Source organism: Rariglobus hedericola (assembly GCF_007559335.1).
Taxonomy (GTDB): Bacteria; Verrucomicrobiota; Verrucomicrobiia; order Opitutales; family Opitutaceae; genus Rariglobus; species Rariglobus hedericola.
On record NZ_VMBG01000001.1, the window covers coordinates 2,082,757 to 2,106,176 of the forward strand.

Sequence of the window (23,420 nt, forward strand, 5' to 3'; positions counted from 1 at the left end):
CTTAAGCCCGTTCCTAAACCCATGAAATCGCTTCGTTTTCTCCTCGTCGCCGCCCTCACCGGCACTTTTCCGCTCTTCGCGCAGGACGCCACTCCCGCCCCGTTCACCATCACCGCCGTGCCCGTGCACGCCCAGGCCCGCGTCGCCGCCGTGCAGGTGCGCGTCACCCCCGACCACGCCGACTGGACCTACGCCACCGGTGAAACCGCCAAATTCACCGTCACCATAACCGCCGACAATGAACCGCTCACCGGTGCCACCGTGCGCTACAAGGTTGGTCCCGAGATGCTTCCCACCGACGAGAAAACCTCCCCGCTTCCCGCCGGCGGCCTCGTCATCGACGCAGGCACCATGAAAGAGCCCGGTTTCTTGCGTTGCGCCGTCACAGTCGAGGTCGCGGGCAAAACTTATCGCGGCCTCGCCACCGCCGGTTTCTCGCCCGAAAAAATCCAGCCCACGCAGACCGATCCCGCTGACTTCGATTCGTTCTGGGATTCCGGCAAAGCCGAGCTCGCCAAGGTTCCGCTTGAGGCGCGCCAGACGCTCCTGCCCGACGCCTGCACCGACACCGTCAACGTTTACCACGTCAGCTTCCGCAACATCGGCGGCACTCCTTGGAATAAACTCACCGCCCGCGTCTACGGCATTCTCTGCGTGCCCAAAGCCCCCGGCAAATACCCCGCCGTCCTCGGCGTCCCCGGCGCTGGCGTGCGTCCCTACACCGGCATGAAGGATCTCGCCGCCCGCGGCGTCATCACGCTCCAGATCGGCATCCACGGCATTCCTGTCAACCTGCCTCAGGAGCTCTACGACCAGCTCGGCACCGGCGCGCTCAACGGTTACAACAGCTTCAACCTCGATAACCGCGACACCTACTATTACCGCCGCGTTTATCTCGGCTGCGTCCGCGCCAACGATTTCCTTGTATCCCTTCCTGAATACGACGGACAAAACCTCGCCGTCACCGGCGGCAGTCAGGGCGGACAGCTCTCCATCGTCACCGCCGCCCTCGACTCGCGCGTGAAGGCGCTCGCCGCCTACTACCCCGCGTATTGCGACGTCACCGGCTACCTCCACGGCCGCGCCGGCGGCTGGCCGCACATGATGCGTCCCAACGACAAGACCGGCGCCCCCTCCGGCGCGGCTACCCCCGAGAAAATCGCCGTCACCGGTTACTACGACGCCGTCAACTTCGCCCGTCGCCTCAAGGTCCCGGTGCACTTCGCCTGGGGCTACAACGACGAGGTCTGCCCGCCCACCTCGCTCTACGCCGCCTACAACACCATCACGTCCCCCAAGCGCCTGCTCCTCGCCCTCGAAACCGGCCACAACACCGTCCCCGAGGAAAACGCCGCCAGCGACACCTGGCTGCTCTCCCAGCTCGGCGTGAAGTAAACCTGCGGATCGCGCACCTCCGATGCTTCAAAACGGTAAATCTCCCAGCGCTATTCTGATAGCGGGAGCCGGCATCGGAGGTCTCGCCACCGCGCTTGCGCTGCAACAGCGCGGCATTCCCGCAATCGTGTGTGAACGCGCACCCGAGCTTCGTGAAGTGGGCGCTGGATTACTACTTTCGCCCAACGCCGTTCGAGTTCTTCAACTATTCGGGATTTTCGAGGATGCAGTCTCACGCAGTCGCGTGATCAACGAGTGGCAGATTCTGAATCCGCACGGTCGCCCGCTTCATCGACTTCGTCCGACCAACCGCGACCAACTGCCAGCCCTCAGTCTGCACCGTGGAGATTTGCAAAACCTCCTGCGAAGCCATCTCTGCGCATCTTCAACGAAGCTCGGCGTCGAAGTGAGTGATTTTTCCGAAACGCCGGAGAGCGTTCAACTCACCTCGACCGGAGGTGAACAGCTTGAAGGCCCCGCGCTCGTTGCCGCCGATGGCCTCCGGTCGCGTGTGCATCACATCACCGAAGGAGGCGACCACTTGCGCGATTGCGGCTACTCCGGCTGGCGCAGCGTGGTCCCTTTTATTCCCAAAGGATATGAAGGCGATTCGCTCAGCGAATCCTGGGGCGAAGGAAAACGGTTTGGCATTTCCCCGTTGGGTGACGGCCGCTGTTATTGGTATGCGACCGCCAATCACCCGGCCGGCCTCGCTGCTTCCCCGTCCTCTCGCAAACAGGAATTGCACAAATTATTCGGCCACTGGCACGCCCCGATTCCGGAGTTGATCGCCGCCACCGAGAACGACCAGATATTGCTCAACCCGATTTTTGACCGCCCCGCCCGCATGAAAGCAACCGGCGCGTCCCGCGTGACTTTGCTCGGAGACGCCGCGCATCCCATGACGCCCAATCTCGGCCAGGGTGCCTGCGCCGCGTTGGAGGATGCCTGGATTCTGGCTCGTGAAATCGCCGCGGCACCCAACGTCATCGACGGCCTGCGTCGTTATGAGACGCTTCGCAGCGCACGCGTTAAATGGATTTCTCGCGCATCACACGCTCTTGGCACCGTCATCCAACTGGAGAACCCCTACGCCACGTCCGTGCGCGACTTCATCCTGCGACTCACCCCGGGATTTCTTAGCACGACTACAATGCGTCCGCTTTTTTCGTTTCGAGGCTGAACGGTTCACGCGTGTCCGCGCCACCCGGCGCGAACGAGGTCAACGCCCATCCCGCCAGAAAGATTGCCAGCCCCGCAAAGGCCGGAGCGATGTGCAGCACATCCAGATAGCCGATGATGAAATGCACACCGATCGCCGTGGCAAAGCCGGTGCCGCCCGCGAACAACATCACTTGCTTAAAACTCCTCGTTGCCGGCGCGTGGAAAACCACCGCCAGAATCACGATGCCGATGGATAACAACCCGCCGCCAAAACCCGCCCGGTCATGCGCGATCAACGGAACCAGCCGGTTCGATACTCCGCAGATTTCCAGGCGCGTCATGCCGATGTAGCGGAGATCCGTCATCACAAAAACCTGCGTCATCCCCGTGATCGAAATGACTATTCCCGCCGCAACCAGCCCGCCTCCGTAAAGCAGTAACAAGCGCCGCCCGAGCAAACCCGTGCGACCTTCCTCAACGAATCTCCGCTTGCGCAAAAACGTCCCCACGCCGCGCTCTTGCGGGAGCCGGCTCCAGGCCTTCGCCATACCGGCCACATAAATTGGCAACAGACACAAAGTGGCCACGCCGTGCCATTGATCGAGATAGCCGTAAGCCAGATACGTCAAAAAGCTTCCGAAGCCCGTCCCGCCGGAAACCGCTAGCGTCCACCACGCCCAAGCCTCGCCTCGTCGAAGAGGGAAGGCCACCAGCCACAAATAAAGCGCCCCCATCGATAAGAGGGCCCCGCCAAACGCGGCCCGGTCATGAAACATGAAATTCACCAATTGCGGATTCGAGACCAGCGCCAGTTGTTTCGCATCCATCCCCAAGTGCGCCACATCATGCGGGAGAAAATGTCCGGTGAGGCAGAGAAAGAGCGCAAAACCTCCCGACCCCGCAAGCGCCACACCGGTCAACGCCAGCAAGAAATGTCCGTCGCCCAACAAGGCTTCGATCACACCGCGTTCATCCCGCGAACTCTCTCCGCTGATCTCTCTGCGATGACTCATGGCACACGCAGCGGTTTCACCCCGTGATCCAAAAGATAGGCATCCAGTCGCCTGGCGAGCACCGGCCACTGATGCGACGAAACCGAAGGATAAAGATGATGCTCCAAATGATACGTATGCTGGAGGAAAATTTCCGGAATCCACCGGCCGCGCACGGCATGGGTTTGCTGAAGCACATTCTCACCCTCGGCCCGATGCGGCAGCCAGACCGTGGCCAGTGGATACAGCCAGCTGCTCGTGAAAACCAAGCCCACATAAACCAGAAACACCGGCGTATGAGTCCACAGCAGCAGACTCATGCCCACCGCGCCTACGATGAATGCAGCCTCAACCAGCATCCACCGGCGCTCGTCCAAACGTGCCCTCCCCCAGGCCCAAACAAACAAACGCGGCTGCAAGGTCACGCCGTCCAATAGCGCGCGCCACCAAGTCATATGCGCAGCGCGGCCCTCGATATCATCGTGCTCGGGAAACCTCCGGTGATGCTGCAAATGCGCAAGCCGAAACGCATGACCGCTGCGCAACACCAACCCTTCGATAACCGCCAGTAAAAGCTCATTGAGCCAGCGCGGTAATCCCAAGGTGCGATGCACCAGATCATGCGAGGTCGAAACGTAGGTGATAAACATCAGCCCCGCTACGGACAACACCGCCGGCATCCACCAGCCTTGAGTCGCGAATAAAACATACGCTGCAAAACAAACCAGAGGTCTTGCCACGGACAATATCCGCTGACCGTCCGTGACGTGGAGCAGGTCGCGCCCAAGATCCTCAATTCGTGGTAACACCACCTTGGTATCGATGGACGATTCCATCGCCGGAAGCTGAGTGGTTTCTCCTCACGCGCCAAGTCATCACTTCGTGGCCTACCAGCTCGGCGTGAAGTAAGCCTTTCCTGCTGACGCAAAAAAGGCCGGACCCGAGAAGGGTCCGGCCTTTTTATTTAACTGCGCGCCGTGCTCAGTGACTCGATGCGACCCATTGATAGATGGAGTCTAGCGCCTGCGTCACCTGTTGCAGCACGTTATGCTTCGCCAGTCGCTCCGCAGGAGTCCGCGCCTTGTCGGGATTCATCATGCTATGCATGTAGTCATTATTGGATGACTTCGCTTTTTTCGCCTTGTTACCGAGCGGGAACAGCTTGTCAGGAACGATCAGCCCGCTCTCTCGCGCGACCGAGTAAGCCTTCCACAACGCGGGAATGTCGCGCACCTGTTCATCGCCCGCGCCACCGTGCTTTCCAGCGGGATCAAGCTCCAGCAAACGGAACGCCACGCGGTCCTGCTCCGAACGCGGACGCGTGGTGTTAGGCAGCACGTCGGCCAGTTTTTTCCAGGCGTTTAAATAATCGGGGTCAGCAGCGACCGCCTTCGTGAAATACTCCGCCGCTTCCTCCCAGCGCTCCTGTTCCATGCGCAGGTAACCGAGGAGATAATGCACCTGCGGTTTCGCATCTGGCTTGGCCGCCATTTCCTTGAAGACGCGCTCAGCCACCGCTTGCGCATCCTCGCCTGCGAAGGCCTGTTCGCAGCCGAAACAATGGCTTTCAACGCGACCGAAGCTGTCGGGCATCAGTTCAAACGCCCGCTTGTAGTGCTCCATCGCCTCGGGAAGGCGGTTCTCTTCGGCGAGCTTTCGCGCCAGTCGTGACTGGATGCAATACGCGTCGGAGAACGACTCCAGCGCCCGTTCGTATTCCTTGATCGCGCGGTCGATAAGTCCAGCCTCCGCGATGTCATCGGCGTCCTCCGAACGGCGGATGGCTGCCAGCACACCGGCGAGGAACTCGGCCTGTTTGGCGTCGTTTTTCGCCAGCGCCACATCGCGCAACACCGCGTAGGCCCGCATACGATCACCCTTGGGTTGCTCACCGTCGGAGGGATCGGTCGCGATCGCTTTTTTCACCGTCGTCTCGGCGTCGGCGATTTTTCCGGCGGCCAGTTGCAACGACGCCAGCCAGATCAATGGACGCTCCTGATAGTGATCAGCCGCCCAGAGTTTTTCCAGAAACGGGATCGCCTTGTCGCCCTGCAAACGCGTGTAGAGCGCGTAAGCCGGATCATAGCCGGAGTTGTCGATCAAGTAAGCTTCCAGAATCGCGATCGCTTCGTCGCCGCGACCCGTGGCTTGCAACGACTCCGCCGTCACCAGCGCCAGCGGACGCCAGTTTCCGGAACTGCCGCGATTCAGATAATGCACCAGATCCGCCTGCTGCCAGTTGGGCGAATCCGCGAGCAACGCAAGGACTCCGGCATGGTTGCCGCGACGCGCCATCACATCGGCCAGGTCCATCGTCAGCTGCTGCAAATCAACGCGCTCCTCATAACTATCGCCCTCGGAATCCGCATCCACGCGCATGCCGCCACGCTCGCGAGCCTTGGGTTGCACCGCGAGGCGGCCGCGCAGCATGTCTTCGATCAACGCATAGTTGCCCGCCTTCAACTGAATCGCTGCGTAGGTGTTGAACACTGACCCACCCTGCGCCCAGAGCGGCGACGAGGGATCCTTGAAATCGACGGTCAGCTTATCGCTCCATTCCTTCTCCAGCTCGGGGCGGGACAAGACCTTCGCGAGAAGCAGCAGGCGGCCGGCCGACTCCCGCCACTCCGCGCTCCATAATTTTTCCTGGTTCGTCGGACGCGACGCCAGACTCGCGGTCAGCAGCGGCAGGCCTTCGTCGATTTTTTCTTCGCCGATCAACGCCCACGCATGCCTTGCGTGCCAGATGCGCGCCGGCTCCGAATCCTTGGGCGCATCCCCGGCCTGTTTGGCGGCGAACTCCGTGAGCTCCGAACTGCGGCCCGCCATACCGGCCAGATGGATCAACTGGCTCCAGCCTGCGGTTTTTTCTCCACCGGCCGCGGTTCGCAGGGCGAGATTCCACACGGCCACCGCCGCATCCGGCGTCAACCGCGCATGATAAGGCAGACCGGACTCAGCGACTCCGTAGGTAGTCATAAAAACCGTCGCTTCATCCACGCGTCCCGTGATCGCCAGCGCATACGCCACCGAGGCCAGCGCGCGCTTCTGCTTCCAATCAGATCCACCGGTCTTTTTCTCCGTGAGGTCGGGGAACTGTTTTTTCAACCCGTCGAACAACGCGACCAGTTCGGCGGCCGCCGCTTTATTCACCGATGAACCCCGCCAGCCGACCAACGACCACGGCACACGCTTCGCCGGCAGCTTGCCCTCCAGCAACAGACGCCGTGCTAGTCCGCCCGTGCGATTTTCCGGCTCCAACTGAACGTCGACCGGCAACTGGTAAACCTCGGTCAACAGTTTTGCAGCCTCGGCTTCATCCACCCACGACAACAAGTCGGGCACCGTGATGCTGCGATAATCCATTCGGGTTTCGCCGCCGAATTCACCCGCCAGATCAGGATCCTGCATGGCCTCCTGCCACTGCCGTTCCTGACCATTGAAACCATAAAAATATCCCAACGCCCCGCCCGCCTTGCGCAGCGCCAGCTTGCGCTCCGCCTCGGGCGAAACCGTGTCCTGCTGCGCCGCTTGAAACTCGGCATTCAGGCGTGCGTGTTCTTTTCCAAGCTTGATCAGCTCGGCCAGTTTTTCCTCGCCGCCGTAGCGCGCCGCGATCTGCGCACGATCGGCCGGACGATACGATTCGATCTCCTCGCGAAACGCCGCCACGCGGTCCGCCGGAGAATCCGCCAGCCACCGGCTCAAACTTTTCTCCAATTGCTGCAACTGCTCGGATGCATTGCGCGCCTGCCAGTCGGAGCCATCGGCCGATTTCATCGCCCGCAACGTGCGGACGGTTTCAACGAGTGATTTCCGCTCCACTCGCAATTCCTCAAGCACCTTCGGATCCGTCACCCCCAGCACCAGCGCCTCGATTCGAGCGAGTTTGCGTATCAGGTGATCGGTGGGATTTTCCGCCAGCGAAGGAGCCGCCGCCGCCCACGCCGCCGCCTGATCGCGCGCCCCGCTCCATTGCGAAGGCTCGCTGCCGACCCCGAACACCGATCCCGTGCGATAGGGCTGATAATCGCCCTCGGGCAACGGCTTCCAGCCCAGCGAAACGCTCAAGGGCTCCGGCACCGAAATCTCTGCTTTGTTGGACTGGGCCGGACACGCCGGCCCAGCCAGTAACGCTACGCCCAAAATCGGTCCAGCCAGACGATTCATCCATCCTCCGCCCAACTCCATCATGCGATAATTGCTCATAAATCAGGGGGTTAAAAAACGCATCCCTACTACACCAATCCACGCAATGAATTGGCAACAATAACATCCGCGTCCCGTCGTTTTATTTCGTTACCGCCGCCAAAAACCACTCGAGCGAATACCACGCCAGCTGCCCCGACGGTCCGTGAGGATTAAAATCACACGCGTGCGTCGCCCACGGCAGCGACACGAACGCATTCGGCACGCCGAGCCCGTCAAGTTTCGCGTGCAGGCGTTCGCTCTGCTTGTTCCACACCATTGAGTCCATCTCGCCGTGCACCATCAGCGTCGGCAGCGCGTTTTCCTTCGTCGCGATCAGATAAGCCGACGCCGTCCGATACGCCTCGGGAGCCTCGTCCGGCGAACCGCCGAGATATTGGCGCAAGAGTTTCACCGCATTCAAAATATCGTCCTCCCGCGAAAAGCCCCACGCGAACACCTGGTCGTGCGGACCATAAAACGACACCACGCCGCGCACCGCCGGATCCGGCCGACCATAGCCGACCGACGACGCGATTTGCCCGCCCGCCGAACGTCCCATCAACACCAGCCGCGTCGGGTCAATTCCGAGTTCGGCCGCATGCGCCTTCAAATAAGTGATCGCCGCGACCACATCATCCGCCTGCCCCGGCCACACCGTTGCCGGAGCCAGCCGGTAACTCACCGCCGCCACCGCATAACCCAGCCGCGCGAGATGATGATTCACCGCCGGAAGTTGCCCGCGATCCCCGCTGTCCCAACCGCCACCGTGAATCATTACAACACATGGCGCCGGCTTCGTGCGTCCCACCGCCCGATAAAAATCCATCGGCAATCCCGCCGCCACATCACGCGTCTCCACTGCCACCGGTTCGTCCGAACGCGCCACCAAGCCGCCCAGTGAAAACGGCGCGCGGTTCATCTCCACTTTGCCAAACGCCGACCCGAGTTTCGCCGGCAACGTCTGTCCGATCACCGCCGCCAGCACCACCGGTCGCCACATCCCCACCGCCGCCACCACGCAGATTCCGATAATCACGACACGCAGTTCCCCGCCCCACACCCACGCACACCCACCGACCGCCACCGGCAGTAAAAACAAAAAATGCCCGAACTCACCCACGAGGATCGACGTCATCCAAAGCCAGATCGTCGGCGCGCGAAACCACGTCAGAGAAGCCGCCCCCGCCAACACCACCGCCAACACCAGCAACGTCCATCGCAACATATATGTTGCTACTACGCCCTGAAACCACCTGCGGGTGCAAAATGTTTTGTGCCTCGGCCCCCGCCCGCGTTCACTGCCCCGCCATGCGCCGCCTCGACCAGCTCCTCGCCAACCTCGGTTACTGTTCCCGCCGCGAAGCGCGCGACTGGATCAAGAAGAACGCCGTCACCGTGAAGGGCAAAGCCGTCCGCGATCCCTCCGACAAAGCTCACGCCGCCGACGTCCTCATCAACGGCGAGCCGCTCGACCACCCCGAAGGCATTCTCCTCGTCCTCAACAAACCCCTCGGCTTGGTCTGTTCCCACGACGAACGCGAAGGCCCGCGCGTTTACGATCTACTCCCCGAACGCTGGCGCGCCCGCAATCCCCAGGTCACTTCCATCGGCCGTCTCGATAAGGACACCTCGGGCCTGATCCTCCTCACCGACCAGACCGAGCTCGTCCACAAATACACGTCGCCCAAGCACAAGGTCCCCAAGCTCTACCGCGCCACGACCGACCGCGATCTCACGTCCGACCTCATCCCGCTCTTCGCCGCCGGCACACTCGTCCTCGAAGGCGAAGACGATCCCTGCGCTCCCGCCGAACTCCGCCTCTTTCCCGACGCACCGCGCACCGCCGACCTGATTCTCACCGAGGGCAAATATCACCAGGTCCGCCGCATGTTCGCCGCCACGGGTGCAACTGTCCTCACGCTCCACCGCGTCCAATTCGGCAACCTCACCCTCGGCGATCTCGCCCCCGGCGAATTCCGTTCCGTGACCGTCGATGAGATTTAAATCTCTGCTCTTTCTCCCCGTCACCGTCTGCGCCCTCTTCGACGACGAATCCGCCGTCAGCCTCTCCCCCGTCGTCGTCACCGCGACCCGCAGCGCGCAATCCACCGACACCCTGCCCGTCGCCGTCACTGTCTTCACCGCCGACGACCTCCGCTCCTCACCTTCGCTCGCGATCGACGACACGCTTCGCACCGACCCGTCCTTCAGTCTTTTCCGTCGCACCGGCAGCCTCACCGCCAATCCCACCGCGCAAGGCGTCTCGCTCCGCGGACTCGGCCCCAGCGGCGCCAGCCGCTCCCTCGTCCTCCTGGATGGCGTGCCGCTCAACGATCCCTTCGGCGGCTGGGTCGCCTGGACCAAAGTCCCCAAGCTCGCCCTGTCCTCCGCCGAGATCGTTCACGGAGGCGGCTCCGGCGCCTGGGGCAATTCCGCCCTCGGCGGTGCCGTGCAACTCCTCACCACCCCGCCCTCCGGCAACCACGCCACCGTCGAAGCCTTTGTCGGCGACTTTGACACCCGCGGCGGCGAAATTTCCGCCACCGGCTCAACCGCCGACAACCGCCACAGCGTCACCGTGAACGCCGCCGCCTTCGCCACCGACGGCGTTTACCTGATCCGCAATCCGGGCGCCATCGACCGCCCCGCCGACCTCGACTATCAACGAGTCCAAGCCTCCTGGCGTAGTGCCATTACCGATACACTCGACCTCACCGTCACCGGTCGCCTCTACACCGAAGACCGCGGCAACGGCACTCCCTTCCAGCGCAACTCCTCCGACGAAGCTTTCCTCTCCGCCGCGCTTACCGGCTCCGACACGCGCGCCTTCACCTGGTCCGCCGTCCTCTACATCCAAGACCAGTCGTTCGCCTCCTTCTTTTCCTCGGTCAACGCCCTCCGCACCGCCGAAACTCCCGCCAACGACCAATACGACGTCCCCGCCACCGCATTCGGCGGCGCCTTCACCGCCACCTGGATCGCCGACTCCGATGCCGTCACCACGCTCGGCATCGACACACGCCACGTTGAAGGCGAAACCCGCGAGCGCTTCAACTTCGCCCTCGGCCCCTTTGATCGTCGCGCCGGCGGAGAACAAACCTTCGCCGGCCTCTTCGCCCGCCACGACCGAGCGCTGACCTCCACGCTGCACGCCTCCGCCGGCGCCCGCCTCGACACCTGGCAAAACACCGACGGCTTCCGCCGCGAGTCCGGCCCCGTCCCGCTCAACCAAACATTCCCCGACCAAGACGGCGTCGAGTTCAGCCCCAACCTCGGCCTCGTCTGGCAACCCGCGCCCGACTTCCGCGCCCGCGCCTCCGCCTACCAGGCCTTCCGCGTTCCCACGCTCAACGAATACTACCGCCCCTTCCGCGTCGGCACCGTCACCACCAACGCCAACCCCGACCTCGTCCCCGAAACGCTCACCGGCTTCGAAACCGGTCTCGATTTCGGCCGCCCCGACGCACCCTTGGGCGCCTCGCTCACCGCCTTCGTCAACGAGCTCTCCGACGCCGTCACCAACGTCACCATCGCCCCCAACACCCGCGAACGCCACAACCTCGACCACGTCCGCGTGCAAGGCCTCGAAGCCTCCCTCCGCACCCGCCCCCACGCCACACTCGAACTCTCCGCCGCCTACCTCTTCACCGACGCCCGCGTAACCTCTCCCGGCCCCGCCGCCCCCGCGTCGCTCGACGGCAACCGCCTCGCCCAAGTCCCCCGCCACACCCTCACGACCTCGGCGACTTGGAATGCTCCGTTCGCCTTGCATCTCACCGCCCGCGCCCGCTGGTTTTCCGCCCAATACGAAGACGACGAAAACACCCTCCGCCTCGCGCCCGCCACCACCGTCGATCTCGGCGTCTCGCGCCGTTTCGCGAAGTGCTGGGAAGTTTTCGTGGCCATCGAAAACCTCTTCGACACCGAAGTCGAAACCGGCCGCACCACCGCCGGAGTCGTCAGCATCGCCCCGCCCCGCTGGTCCCGCGCCGGCCTCCGCTACGACTGGTAAAACTCAAAAACCAAAACACGTAACCCATTAAAAATCAAAGACCCAAGCCTATTTGTAACTTAATAAGTTACAAATAGGCTCGGCCCGTTTTCACCGCCATGTCCGCCGTCCCTCCCCGTTCCTTCGCCCGCTATGTCGCGCTTGGCGACAGCTCCACCGAAGGCATCGACGATCCCGACGGACACGGTGGTTATCGCGGCTGGTCACAACGTCTCGCCGAGTGTCTCCACGCCACCACGTCTCCAAATCTCCACTACGCCAACCTCGCCATCCGCGGACTCACCACCGCTCAAATCCGCGCCACCCAACTCGACGCCGCCCTCGCGATGCGCCCCGACCTCGCCACCGTCTTCTGCGGCACCAACGATGTCACCGCCCCGCGCTTCGACTCCGCCCGCGTCGCCGCCGACATCGCGCATATGCAGCGAGCCCTTGTCTCCTCCGGCGCCACCGTCCTCACCTTCACGCTTCCCGATCTCACGCCGCTCATGCCGCTCGCGCGCCTGATCGCCCCGCGCATCGCCGCGCTCAACCACACCCTCGCCGAGGCCTCCCGCGCAACCGGCACGATCCTTGTCGATTTCGCCGCGCACCCGGTCGCCACCGACGCCCGCCTCTGGAGCGAAGACCGCATCCATGCCAACTCCGCCGGTCACGCACGCATCGCCGCCGCCCTCTCCCACGCACTCAATCTTCCCGACTCCGACGCCACCTGGAGCGCACCCTTTCCCACGCCTCTCAAGTCCACCTTCGCCACCCGCCTCGGCGCCGAAGCCCGCTGGACCACCCGCCACCTCCTCCCGTGGTTCGCCCAAAGTATCGCAGGCCGCTCCTCCTCCCAAGGCCGCACCCCCAAACGCCCGCACCTTACTCCGCTCTGAAATTCCCCGCAGGGCTTTACGTCGCGCAAGCGGACTGTTTATGTCTGCGCCACACATGTATGAATTTCCTATCACCGGCGCGCAGAAAACCTTTCTCCGCGGCGTCGGCCAAACTCTCGATGCTTCCGTCAAAGTGGGCAAAAGCGGCCTGACGCCCGAGTTCTTCACCGAGCTTCAAAAAAATCTCAACGCACGCGAACTGGTCAAAGTCCGCTTCGTCGCCGCCGAGCGTGACGAACGCGCCGAACTCGCCCCCCGCATAGCCGATGAAGGTCGTTGCCTCTTCATCAGCGCCGTCGGCGCCACCGCGCTCTTCTTCCGTCAGAATCCCGATCCCGCCCGGCGCGTCATCGATCTGACCTGATCGGTCAGGATTCCGTCTTAGCGCCTTCGCGTCTTTGCGTTAAAACTTCGTCCATGTCCGCTGATCCCTCCAACGTCCTCAGCTCCTACGGCTGGGATGACGCTTGGGCCGCCGCCTTCGCTCCTCACGCCGCCATCGGTTACGAACCCGCCCGCGTCGTCGTTGAGCTGCGTCGCCACTACTATGCCGTGCAAACCGCCGACGGCGAAGTCCTCGGCGAACTCACCGGCAAGTTCCACCACGCCGCCGACCGCGACGCGCAATCCTACCCCGCCGTCGGTGATTGGGTCGCCGTGCAAATCGCCTCCGACCGCCAGCGCGCCCAGATCCACGCCCTCCTCCCGCGCCGGTCGTGCTTTTCCCGCCAGGCCGCCGGCGAACGCCAGGTCGAGCAGATCGTCGCCACCAATATCGACACCGTGTTTCTCGTCAGCGGACTCGACGCGAACTACAACGCCAAGCGTATCCAGCGCTTCTTCGTCGCCGCCCGCGACAGCGGCGCGCAACCCGTCATCATCCTCAACAAGTCCGACCTCTGCGAAGACGCCGAAACCATCCGCGCCGAGATCGAACTCCTCGTCCCCGGCATCCCGGTCGCCATCACCAGCACCTACACGCGTAAAGGTTTAAAAAGCCTCACCGAAACCTACGCGCTCCCCGGTCGCACGCTCGCGTTCGTCGGCTCCTCCGGCGCCGGCAAATCCACGCTCATCAACCGCCTCCTCAAAGACAGCGATGCGATGCCCACCGCCGAGGTCCGCGAAAAAGACAGCCGCGGACGCCACACGACCACCCGCCGCGAACTCACGCAGACGCCCACCGGCGCCCTCGTGATCGACACGCCCGGCATGCGCGAATTCCAACTCTGGGACGCGAAGGAAGCCGTCGAAGACGCCTACCCCGACATCGTCAACCTGGCCGCGCAATGCCGCTTCAGCCGTTGCACCCACCTCACCGAACCGGGCTGCGCGATTCGTGCCGCCCTCGACGCCGGCACGATCCCCGCCGAACGCCTCGACAGCTATTTCAAACTCAAAGCCGAACAGGCCGCCAAAGCCCCCAAGCAGTTAAAACCCGGCGCCCACGCGAGTGCTCCGGGTTGGCGCAAAAAGGCCGCGGAAGCCAAAACCCGCCCCTTCCGCCACCGCCAGCACAACGAGGACGAATAAGCCGGCCTTGGCGGGTTACACCCCATACGCCACGCCGAATTATTCCGTTATGCTCAGGGCACGGAACGCTGCGGGCGGTGCTATACACACGCCCATCCTGGGGTGATTCACGTCTCCCTTCTGAAGACGCGAACGCCTCACACGGCCTTATCCGGCTTAAACATCCATGAAATTCACATCTACCGTCGTCGCCGCCTTTCTCGCGTGCTGCGCCAGCCTCGCCACCCACGCCGAAACGGAACGCCCCAAGGAGGACTTCGGCCCCGAAAAAACGATCCAGGACGTATCGCATATCTACATACAAAATCTGCAGGGCGAGAAACTGGGCCGCATCAAGGATCTCGGCATCGATCTCACCAACGGCCGCATCATCGAGGTGTTCGTCGTCTCCGGTGAATTCCTCGGCATGGGCGGCAAGGTTGTCGCCGTGCCCCCGCTCGCGCTCGTCACCAACATGACGAAGGCCGTCTATTACCTCGATGTCACCCAAGAGGAGTTCAAGGCCGCTCCAGGCATCAATCTCAAGAAATGGACCGACTACGGCCGCAGTGATCGCGTCACCGCCACCTACAAGCATTTCGGACAGGAGCCTTATTTCCTGCAACCCGGCGAAGTATCCGATCGCTCTGCCAGCCGCCCCAAGGTGCCGCTCGGTTACGTCCAGCGCTCCAGCAAGATTCTCCGCCTGCCCGTGAGTAATCTTAATAACGAAAAGCTGGGCTCCGTCGCGTCCCTCAAGCTCGACATCGACCACGGCACCATTGGCAACGTCATCGTGCGCGGACCCGGCTTCGACAAGACCAAGAGCGTCATCTCCCCCACCGCGCTGAGCTTCAATGCCACGCACACCGGTCTGCTGCTCGACGACACCAAGGAGGAATTTGCGAACCAGCCGCAAATCGTCGTCACCCCGGCGGGCAACGGCCAGGAAGCCAGCTCCGTCGAAGAGGCATACAAGGGCCCGCGCACGTCCTCCGCGCTTGAACAGGGTCGCTCCTACGCGGACATGGATCGCACGGCGTTGATCACCCGTAACCTCCGCTCGGCCCGCATTCAGGGACTCGCCGTGAAAGTCGGCACGCTCGATGGCCGCATCACCCTGCGCGGCACGGCTAACTCCGAGAATGACAAGCGTCGCGCCGGCGAAGTCGCCATCGCCGCCTCCAGCATCGAAGTCGTGGACAACCAGCTCACCGTCACCGCTCCCGCCCGTCGTTAATTCCCCGGGTCCGATGCGTATCGGTAAAATAAAAAGGGCCGGGCAACCTAGCGTTGTCCGGCCCTTTTTGTGTCCGCCTGAAGCGGAGGTGCTGAAATCTAACCGCGCGCCCCCGATGAATCCCTAGCCCGCCTCGTCCCAACCATCTGCGGCAGCCGGCGCCTCACCCATCACCTCGCGCTTCGCCTGCTCATAATCCACCTGCAGAACATGCGGCGGCACGCGTCCCGCATCTAAGGCCAGCTCCCGCGTGCGCACACGCACGCGCTCAAGACCCTCATCCTCTGCGACGGGATGTAAGTTTGTGTCGAAGTTCGGTGACGAAAGGAGGGACATAAAAAAAAGCGACCGCCCGAAGGCGGCCGCACAACTCTGACGGAGAGAGGACGCGAGGGCCGTTGATTTACGACTTAACCGTCATCTCGTTGTTGACCGACTTCACGCCGCGCACGTCTTGCGCGAGTTTGGTGACGAGGGATTTCTCGGCATCTGAGGAAGCGACGCCCGTGATGGTGACGACGCCGTCGTTGGTCGTGACCTTGGTCTTCAGGGCGCTGGTCGCCTTGTGGCTAAGCAGGGCATACTTCAACTGGCTGGTGATGGAAGCGTCGTCCATTTTATCACCGACGGTTTCGCCGGTGGCCGGCTTGTCTCGGATGACGATCTCGTTGTTGACCGATTTCACCCATTCGATCTCGGCGGCATAAACACCGGTGAGCGTCTTTTGGGCGAGGTTATCGGCAAAACCGGTGAGCGTCACGACGCCATCGATCACGGCGACCTTGGTATCGGCGGCGCTGACGTTGGACTTCACCAGCAGGCGGCTGCGGATTTTCAGCGCGATCCACGAATCCGAATGCACGGGATGCTTGGGCTTCACGACGATTTCATTTTCCACGCTCTTCACGCCGGGAAGATTCTCCACCGTGTCGGCGGCGAGGTCCTTCTCTTCCTTGTCCTCGACGGTGCCGGTCAGCGTGACGACGCCATCATGGGCCTTCACCTTCACATGGTCATCAAGAATGGTGCGATAATTGTAGGACGCCTTGGCGGCATCCTCGATCTTGCGATCGTTTTCCGACGAGGCGAACAGCACGACGGGCGCAGAGGCCAGAACGAGCAAGGCTGACAGGGTTTTGATTTTCATAGGCTAAGACAGAACAGCCTACAGACTTCGCCGGCCGGACCATATGGGGCCTTGCCCTACCATCCTTCAAATAATCGTGCGTAAGAGAGAACCGACCGTTTCCGCGCTGCAAAATCCGTCCTTTTCACGATCAATATCGACAGCGTTAAACCTCAGCCAGACCGCCCAGATCCGGAAAACCCGCCGCTCAAATTGAAGGCTATTCGCAATTTTCTATCCGGAAGAGAGATTTTGACGTTGCGGCCTCTAAAAATAAAACGAGTTCCTAGCACAGGCATGAGCATAACTCCGCAGACGATACCACCTTTCGGCCCCGGCGCCAAAAGCCGCCCGAATCCGGCACGGGTGCTGGTCTATTCCGCCTTGCTGGTGATTCTGGATTTCGTCTCGGGTCCGCAATACGCCGTGTCCGTCTTTTTCGTGCTGCCGGTGATTTATGCAGCCTGGTATCAGGGCTTCCGGTTCGCCTGCTTCCTCGCGGCCGGACTGAGCATCATGCGCTTCATGTCCAATTGGGCCTGGGGTTTCCCCATGAGCCACGACACCGCACTCGTGAACAACGTGCTGCGCGCCGTGACGTTGATACTCGTCGCCTTCCTGACCGAGCAACTCGCCTCCCAGATGCGCGCACTCAAAACGCGCCAGGAGCGCCTCGAATCGCAACTCCCCATCTGCCCTGAATGCGGACTCGCCTGCCGCCACGACGGCCAGTGGGTGCCGCTCGAAGACGGCACCATGAATCTCTCAAAAACCACGCCGCCCAAGAGCCTGTGCCCTGAGTGCGAGCGCCGTAACTACGACGTGCAGCCCGGCTAAAAGCCACCCGGCGCTTAGGCGCGGGTGACTTCTTTGACCGGATACTGGGTGACGGTGAGGCCCTTGGCGCCACGGCTGCCAATCGCGAGATCCTTCAAGTCGAACTCGAAGTCTTTCACGCGCGCCGAGCAGCGTCCGCTGAGCTGGATGCGCACCTTCGTCGGAATCGAATCCTGATTCTTCGTTTCGTCGAAGAACACCAGCTTGGAGCCTTCGCTCGCGGCGAGGTTGTAAACCTTCTCGCGCGTGGTGCCGCCGAGTTGGAAGCGCTTGGCGAAGGCTTTGCCGCTTTCCTTGTCCTGATAGATGACGGTGTAGAACCGGTCGTCGCCATCCTTCGGCAAGATGTGCAGATGGCGGATGTCTTTTCCGACAAACACCTTGTCGGCGACCTTAACGACCTTGCACGTCGCGTCGCCCATGAAGGCGACCACGTCATCCAGGATCGTGCACTCGACCACGAACTCATGCTGGCGCCAGTTGAGACCCACGAATCCTTCCTCGCGGTTGACGTAGAGTTTCTGGTTGGCGACCACGACCTGCGCGGCGCTGATCTGCTCGACTTCGTCGCAGGTGGTGCGGCGCTTGCGGCCCTTGCCGTATTTTTCCTGCAACGTCTCGAACCACTTGATCGCAAACTCGGTGAGGTGCGCGAGGTGGTGCTTGGTCTGCTTGATGTCGTCCTCGATGGCCTTGATGGCTTCGTCGGCCTTGAAGCGGTTGTAGGCGGAGATGCGCTTGATGCGGATTTCCGTCAGTCGCGTGACGTCCTCGTCGGTAACCGCGCGGCGTAGTTTTTTCACGAAGGGTTTTAATCCCTCATGGATCTCGGCGAGCACGCTTTCCCACGTTTTCGAAGTCTCGATGCGGCGGTAAACGCGTTCTTCGATAAAGATGCGTTCCAGGCTGTCCCAGTGCCACTGCTGCTCGAGTTCGCCGAGCTTGATATCGAGTTCCTGCTTGAGGAGCTGGACGGTCTTGTCGACGGAGCGGCGGAGGATTTCGGAAACGCCGAGAAACACCGGCTTGTCCTGGCCGTCGATGGTATCGATCACACACGCGGCGGGCGAAATGGACACCTGGCAGTCGGTGAACACGTAGAGCTGGTTCATCACCTGGTCGGCGTCGGCACCCTGCGGCAGGTGGACGATGATCTCGACCGACTCGGACGTGTTGTCGTCCACGTGCTTGACCTTGATCTTGCCCTTCGCGTTGGCGGCGAGGATCGACTCGATCAGCGAGGTCGTGGTGACGCCGTAAGGCAGCTCGGTGATGGCGATCTGGTGTTTGCCACGCGACTCCATCTTGGCGCGAACCTTCACCTTGGCACCGCGCTCGCCGTCGTTGTAGTCGGCGAAGTCGGCGATGCCGCCCGACGGGAAATCGGGGACGAGTTTGAAGCGTTTACCCTGGAGGTGGTTGATCGCGCAGCGGCAGATATCGTTGAAATTGTGCGGCAGAATCTTGGTCGAGAGACCGACCGCGATGCCCTCGGCTCCGTCGAGGAGGACGATGGGGAACTTGGCGGGCAACGTGACCGGCTCCTTGGCGCGTCCGTCGTAGCTGGACTGCCAGACGGTGGTCTTCGGATTGAAAAGGACTTCGCGGGCGAAAGCGGTCAGGCGGGCCTCGATGTAACGGGGCGCGGCCGCGTCGTCACCGGTGAGGAGGTTGCCGAAGTTGCCCTGCGGCTCGACAAGGTAGCCGCGCTGGCCCATGCCGACGAGGGCGGCGCCGATGGATGCGTCGCCGTGCGGATGGAAGCGCATGGCCGCGCCGACGATGTTGGCGACCTTGTGGAAACGCCCGTCGTCCTGCTCCCAGAACGTGTGAAGGATGCGGCGTTGAACAGGCTTCAGACCGTCGTCGATGTGCGGAACGGCTCGGTCCAGGATGACGTAGCTGGCGTATTCGAGAAACCACTTCTGGTAGGAATGCGCGAGCGGAGCGTTGTCGTTGTTCTTGGGAACCTCGGCTTCGGCGGCGACGAGTTCGACCGCCTCGACTGGAGGCGCGGCGGACTCGGGCGCAGGTTTACCGGCGAGCGGAAGCTCGGGCTGTTCGTCTTTGGGATCTTTGCGATTAGGCATCTACTGAAAGAAAAAGGTTCAGGCTTCGACGAGGTCTTTTTCGACCCGCAGGTTGCCAATGATGAAGTCCTGGCGGTCAGGCGTGTTCTTACCCATGTAGAACGTAAGCAGGCCTTCGACGTCGTGGAGGCGGTCGAGGGTGACTTTCTCGGCGCGCATGTTTTCGCCGATGAAATCTTTGAACTCGGCCGGGCTCACTTCGCCCAAACCCTTGAAGCGCGTGATCTCGGCGCTCTGGCCGAGTTTCATCAGCGCGGCCTGTTTCTCGGCCTCGCTGTAGCAGTAGCGCGTCTCCTTCTTGTTGCGCACGCGGAAGAGCGGCGTTTCGAGGATGAAGAGGTGGCCCTGCGTAATCAGCTCGGGGAAAAACTGGAGGATGAACGAGAGCAGCAGCAGGCGGATGTGCATACCGTCCACGTCGGCGTCGGTCGCGATGATGACCTTGTTGTAGCGCAGGCCGTCCATGCCATCCTCGATGTTGAGGGCGCTTTGGAGGAGGTGAAATTCCTCGTTTTCGTAGATGACCTTTTTAGTGAGGCCGAAAGTGTTGAGCGGTTTGCCCTTCAACGCGAAGACAGCCTGCGTCTGCACGTCGCGGCAGGAGGTGAGCGAACCGGCGGCGGAGTCGCCCTCGACGATGAACAGCGAGCTGTCCTCGGCGCGCTTGTCCTTGCCGTCGAGGTGCACGCGGCAGTCGCGGAGCTTGCGGTTGTGCAGCGAGGCTTTTTTGGCGCGTTCGCGGGCGAGGTTGCGGATGCCGGAGAGTTCTTTGCGCTCGCGCTCGCTGTCCTCGATTTTGCGCTTCATCGCATCGGCGGCCTCGGGGTTGCGATGGAGCCAGTTGTCGAGGTGCTGCTGGAGGAACCCGCCGATGAACTGGCGGATCGTCGGGCCTTTCGGGCCGAGGTCGGTGGAGCCGAGCTTGGTCTTGGTCTGCGACTCGAACACGGGCTCCTGCACGCGCACGGACACGGCGGCGATGATCGACTGGCGGATGTCGGCGGCGTCGTATTCCTTTTTGAAGAAATTGCGGATCGTCGCGACGAAGGCCTCGCGGAAAGCGGCGAGGTGCGTGCCGCCCATGGTGGTGTGCTGGCCGTTGACGAAGGAGTAGTATTCCTCGCCGTAGTGCGCGCCGTGGGTGATCGCGACCTCGATGTCCTCGGCTTCGAGGTGGGCCATCGCATAGAGCGGCTCGCCGGTGAGTTTTTTGGTGAGCAGATCCTTGAGTCCGTTCTCGGATTTGTAGGCCTTGCCGTTGAACGTGAGCGTGAGGCCTCGGTTCAGGTAGGCGTAGTTCCAGAGCATCTCCTCGATGAACTCGTTGCGGAACTTGAAGTCTTTGCCGAAGAGTGCCTCGTCGGGCGTGAACTCGATGATCGTGCCGTTTCGCTCGGCGGTCTTGGCGACTTTGTTGTCCTTGGTGATCTTGCCCTGCGTGAACTCGACGATCTTGGTGTCGCCTTCACGGATGGCCTGGGCGCGAAACGAAATGGAGAGCGCGTTGACGGCCTTCTGGCCGACGCCATTCAAACCGACGGATTTCTGGAACGTCTCGCTGTCGTATTTCGCACCCGTGTTGATGATCGAAACGCAGTCGATGAGTTTGCCGAGCGGAATGCCGCGGCCGTAGTCGCGGACGCGGAGGGTGCGGTCGTTGAGCTCGATCTCGATCTTCTTGCCGTGCCCCATCGTGTATTCGTCGATGGAGTTATCGATGGTTTCCTTGAGGAGAACGTAGATGCCGTCCTCGGCGTTGGAGCCGTTTCCGAGACGCCCGATATACATGCCGGGACGCAGGCGGATGTGCTCGAGCGGCGAAAGGGTCTTGATTGAATCTTCGGTGTAAGCGTTGGCCATGAGGGAGCGCGGAAATTTTTAACGACTGCGGCCAAGGCAGGGACGCTCCTCCGCTCTGACAAGGTAAAAGTTCCCGCGGGCAGCAGGCTTGCCGTTACCGTTCGCCTCATTACCCTGAGCCTACCTCCCATGAAAAAACTCCTGATCATCCTCGGCAGCCTGCTCGCACTTATGGTCATCGGCGCGTTCATCGCCTCGTTTTTCCTCGGCTCCATCGTCACCAAGGGCGTCAACACCTTCGCCCCCAAGATCACCGGCACCAAGGTCACGCTTGATAGCGCCTCGATCTCCCCGCTTTCCGGCTCCGGCACGCTCAACGGCCTGTTCGTGGGCAATCCCGAGGGATGGAAGAGCGACAAGGCGTTTTCCTTTGCCAAGGTCCACGTCAGCGTCGTGCCCGGCTCGCTCCTCGGCGACCACATCGTCGTGAAGGAGGTCCTCATCGACGGACCCGAATTCGTTTACGAGACCAAGATTATCAGCAGCAACATCAAAGAGCTCCTCAAAAACATCGAAACCAACACCGGTGGATCAGGCGATAAACCCGTGGCCGATCAACCTGTCAGCAAGGACGGTAAACCCCTCAAGTTTGAGGTGAAGAGCTTCCGCTTGGAAAACGCCAAGGTCACCCTCGGCGCCGGCCCCACCGCCATCACGGTTCCGATGCCCCCGCTGGTCCTGACCGATCTCGGCACCAAGGAAGGCGGCATCACCGCCGACCAGCTCGCCACCAAGGTCGTAAGCAACATCCTTAGCAACATCACCGTAGCCGTCGCCCAATCCGCGATGAATATTGGCAGCGCCAGCGGAGCCGCCGCCGGCGATGCTACTTCAGGAGCCGCCAAAAAAGCCGGCGACGGCCTCAAGAAGCTTTTTGGCGGCGACAAGGACAAGTAATCGCCACGCATCTGCATGGGCAGCGGTGCCGGCCCTTGTCCTGCGGCGGGACTGGCGGCACCGATTACGCTAGTCCCCTGCCACGATTGCTGATGGACTTTCCCTTTTAACGCCACCGACCACCTTTCATCCACGTCACCCACCATGTCCGATCATTCCCACGCGGGTAAACACGAGGAAAAGTTCTCACCCTGGCTCTTCATTGCCACGATCATCCTGTCGCTGGGCGCGCTTTACGGCGCGCTCGCCCTCATCGCACCCGGCGTCTGGGCCACGCAAATCGCCGCCGGCTGGGTGTCATTTGTCATCGTTTTCGCCTCCATCCACACGGTCGCGGGCATCTTCGAATACTTTTTCCACCGCTACATCCTCCACGCGCCGCTGATTCCCTTCCTCAGCTACTTCTACAAACAGCACACGCGCCACCACGCCCTCACCCACATCGGTTATCACCGCTCCAAGGTCACCAACGCCGAGGTCCCCGGGTTCATCGATAACGAGCCTGTCGCCGACAACACCCACATCGCGCGCAACACCTTCCCCATCGAGGAGGAAAAACAGCACGAGGCCTCTTATTTCCCGTGGTATTCGTTGATCATCTTCTCGCTGGTCGTCACTCCGCTGCTCGCCCTCGGCCAGTGGATTTTTCCCAACGCCCCCATGTTCCTCGCCGGCTACCTCGCGGTCGCCTTCTCCCTCTCGCTCTACGAACTCATCCACGCCGTCGAACACTGGCCGCAAGACACTTGGGACCGCATGATCGAGCACCCGCGCTACGGGCGCATGTGGCGCAAGGCCTACGCCTTCCACCTCCGCCACCACGCCGACATCCGGTGCAATGAAGGCATCTCCGGCATCTTCGGCCTGCCCCTCGTTGATTTTGTCCTCGGCACCTACGTCGATCCCGAGACGCTCTACACCCACGGCGAAAAGGTCCATGCCGACCAATTCAACAGCCCTGAGCCCCGTTTCGCCTTCATTCGCTGGCTCGACCGCAAGGCCGACGAAGCCGTGAAAAACCGCCGCGCCGCCGCCCGCGCCGCCTGAGCAAAACCACCGCAGACTTGACCCGCGCCCGTTTTCGGGCCTTTTCAATTTCGTCTCAATGAACCTCGGCACCACGACCATCGCTTCCCAAGCCTCCGCCTACTCCTCCGTAGTCGCAGTCGTCGTCGTGTCCGTTACGTGCGCGCCGCGAGGGGCTTGAGCGAATAACCATTTCG

19 protein-coding genes are annotated in these 23,420 nt (G+C 62.0%); 11 read left to right on the top strand and 8 right to left on the bottom strand.

Going from position 1 to position 23,420, the window contains the following annotated elements:
* Positions 1-21: 21 nt before the first annotated feature.
* On the top strand, positions 22-1,395 hold the full coding sequence (locus FPL22_RS09130; RefSeq protein ID WP_144229973.1) for an acetylxylan esterase: 1,374 nt from the start codon (positions 22-24) through the stop codon (positions 1,393-1,395).
* A gap of 22 nt (positions 1,396-1,417) precedes the next feature.
* Entirely contained in the window at positions 1,418-2,578 is a 1,161-nt protein-coding gene (locus tag FPL22_RS09135) for an FAD-dependent monooxygenase (RefSeq protein ID WP_144229974.1), read from the top strand.
* Here FPL22_RS09135 and FPL22_RS09140 read toward each other — a convergent pair.
* The 4 genes from FPL22_RS09140 to FPL22_RS09155 form a co-directional block, all read right to left on the bottom strand.
* Positions 2,544-3,572 carry a hypothetical protein gene (locus FPL22_RS09140; RefSeq protein ID WP_203235133.1) on the bottom strand — a complete coding sequence of 343 codons (1,029 nt, stop codon included), beginning with the start codon at positions 3,570-3,572 and terminating at the stop codon, positions 2,544-2,546. The genes FPL22_RS09135 and FPL22_RS09140 overlap by 35 nt on opposite strands.
* Complete coding sequence (locus FPL22_RS09145) at positions 3,569-4,387, bottom strand: fatty acid desaturase family protein (protein WP_144229975.1); 819 nt, start codon at positions 4,385-4,387, stop codon at positions 3,569-3,571. Before FPL22_RS09145 ends, FPL22_RS09140 begins: the two co-directional genes overlap by 4 nt.
* A 145-nt stretch (positions 4,388-4,532) precedes the next feature.
* Positions 4,533-7,760, bottom strand: coding sequence for a tetratricopeptide repeat protein (locus FPL22_RS09150; protein ID WP_144229976.1), 3,228 nt, complete (start codon positions 7,758-7,760; stop codon positions 4,533-4,535).
* Between the two features lie 82 nt (positions 7,761-7,842).
* The gene (locus FPL22_RS09155) at positions 7,843-8,967 is read right to left on the bottom strand and encodes an alpha/beta hydrolase (protein ID WP_144229977.1); all 1,125 of its coding nucleotides are present in this window, start codon (positions 8,965-8,967) and stop codon (positions 7,843-7,845) included.
* A gap of 83 nt (positions 8,968-9,050) precedes the next feature.
* Between FPL22_RS09155 and FPL22_RS09160 the strand changes: the two genes are divergently transcribed.
* The 6 genes from FPL22_RS09160 (at position 9,051) to FPL22_RS09185 (ending at position 15,387) form a co-directional block, all read left to right on the top strand.
* Positions 9,051-9,746, top strand: coding sequence for a pseudouridine synthase (locus tag FPL22_RS09160; RefSeq protein ID WP_144229978.1), 696 nt, complete (start codon positions 9,051-9,053; stop codon positions 9,744-9,746).
* Complete coding sequence (locus FPL22_RS09165; protein ID WP_144229979.1) at positions 9,736-11,754, top strand: TonB-dependent receptor plug domain-containing protein; 2,019 nt, start codon at positions 9,736-9,738, stop codon at positions 11,752-11,754. The genes FPL22_RS09160 and FPL22_RS09165 overlap by 11 nt, the downstream gene beginning before the upstream one ends.
* 98 nt (positions 11,755-11,852) lie before the next feature.
* Positions 11,853-12,635 carry an SGNH/GDSL hydrolase family protein gene (locus FPL22_RS09170; protein WP_144229980.1) on the top strand — a complete coding sequence of 261 codons (783 nt, stop codon included), beginning with the start codon at positions 11,853-11,855 and terminating at the stop codon, positions 12,633-12,635.
* A gap of 55 nt (positions 12,636-12,690) precedes the next feature.
* Entirely contained in the window at positions 12,691-12,999 is a 309-nt protein-coding gene (locus tag FPL22_RS09175; protein ID WP_144229981.1) for a YhbY family RNA-binding protein, read from the top strand.
* 53 nt (positions 13,000-13,052) lie between these two features.
* Entirely contained in the window at positions 13,053-14,168 is a 1,116-nt protein-coding gene (rsgA, locus tag FPL22_RS09180; RefSeq protein WP_144229982.1) for a ribosome small subunit-dependent GTPase A, read from the top strand.
* A 166-nt stretch (positions 14,169-14,334) separates the two neighbouring features.
* Positions 14,335-15,387 carry a PRC-barrel domain-containing protein gene (locus FPL22_RS09185; protein WP_144229983.1) on the top strand — a complete coding sequence of 351 codons (1,053 nt, stop codon included), beginning with the start codon at positions 14,335-14,337 and terminating at the stop codon, positions 15,385-15,387.
* A gap of 123 nt (positions 15,388-15,510) precedes the next feature.
* Here FPL22_RS09185 and FPL22_RS09190 read toward each other — a convergent pair whose 3' ends face one another.
* On the bottom strand, positions 15,511-15,723 hold the full coding sequence (locus tag FPL22_RS09190) for a hypothetical protein (protein WP_144229984.1): 213 nt from the start codon (positions 15,721-15,723) through the stop codon (positions 15,511-15,513).
* 67 nt (positions 15,724-15,790) lie between these two features.
* The gene (locus FPL22_RS09195) at positions 15,791-16,534 is read right to left on the bottom strand and encodes a BON domain-containing protein (protein WP_144229985.1); all 744 of its coding nucleotides are present in this window, start codon (positions 16,532-16,534) and stop codon (positions 15,791-15,793) included.
* Between the two features lie 276 nt (positions 16,535-16,810).
* Between FPL22_RS09195 and FPL22_RS09200 the strand changes: the two genes are divergently transcribed.
* A complete protein-coding gene (locus FPL22_RS09200) occupies positions 16,811-17,350 on the top strand; it encodes a DUF4118 domain-containing protein (RefSeq protein WP_144229986.1) in 540 nt (179 codons plus the stop codon).
* A 14-nt stretch (positions 17,351-17,364) separates the two neighbouring features.
* Here the strand turns inward: FPL22_RS09200 and FPL22_RS09205 are convergent, their stop codons facing one another.
* Positions 17,365-19,440 (bottom strand): DNA gyrase/topoisomerase IV subunit A, encoded by a 2,076-nt coding sequence (locus tag FPL22_RS09205; RefSeq protein ID WP_144229987.1) that lies wholly within the window; start codon positions 19,438-19,440, stop codon positions 17,365-17,367.
* A gap of 18 nt (positions 19,441-19,458) precedes the next feature.
* Positions 19,459-21,300 carry a DNA topoisomerase IV subunit B gene (locus tag FPL22_RS09210; protein WP_144229988.1) on the bottom strand — a complete coding sequence of 614 codons (1,842 nt, stop codon included), beginning with the start codon at positions 21,298-21,300 and terminating at the stop codon, positions 19,459-19,461.
* 129 nt (positions 21,301-21,429) lie between these two features.
* Between FPL22_RS09210 and FPL22_RS09215 the strand changes: the two genes are divergently transcribed.
* Positions 21,430-22,197: a DUF748 domain-containing protein gene (locus tag FPL22_RS09215; protein WP_144229989.1), complete on the top strand. Its 768-nt coding sequence runs from the start codon at positions 21,430-21,432 to the stop codon at positions 22,195-22,197.
* 144 nt (positions 22,198-22,341) lie between these two features.
* Positions 22,342-23,244, top strand: coding sequence for a TrhA extension/companion domain-containing protein (locus FPL22_RS09220; RefSeq protein ID WP_144229990.1), 903 nt, complete (start codon positions 22,342-22,344; stop codon positions 23,242-23,244).
* Positions 23,245-23,420 lie beyond the last annotated feature (176 nt).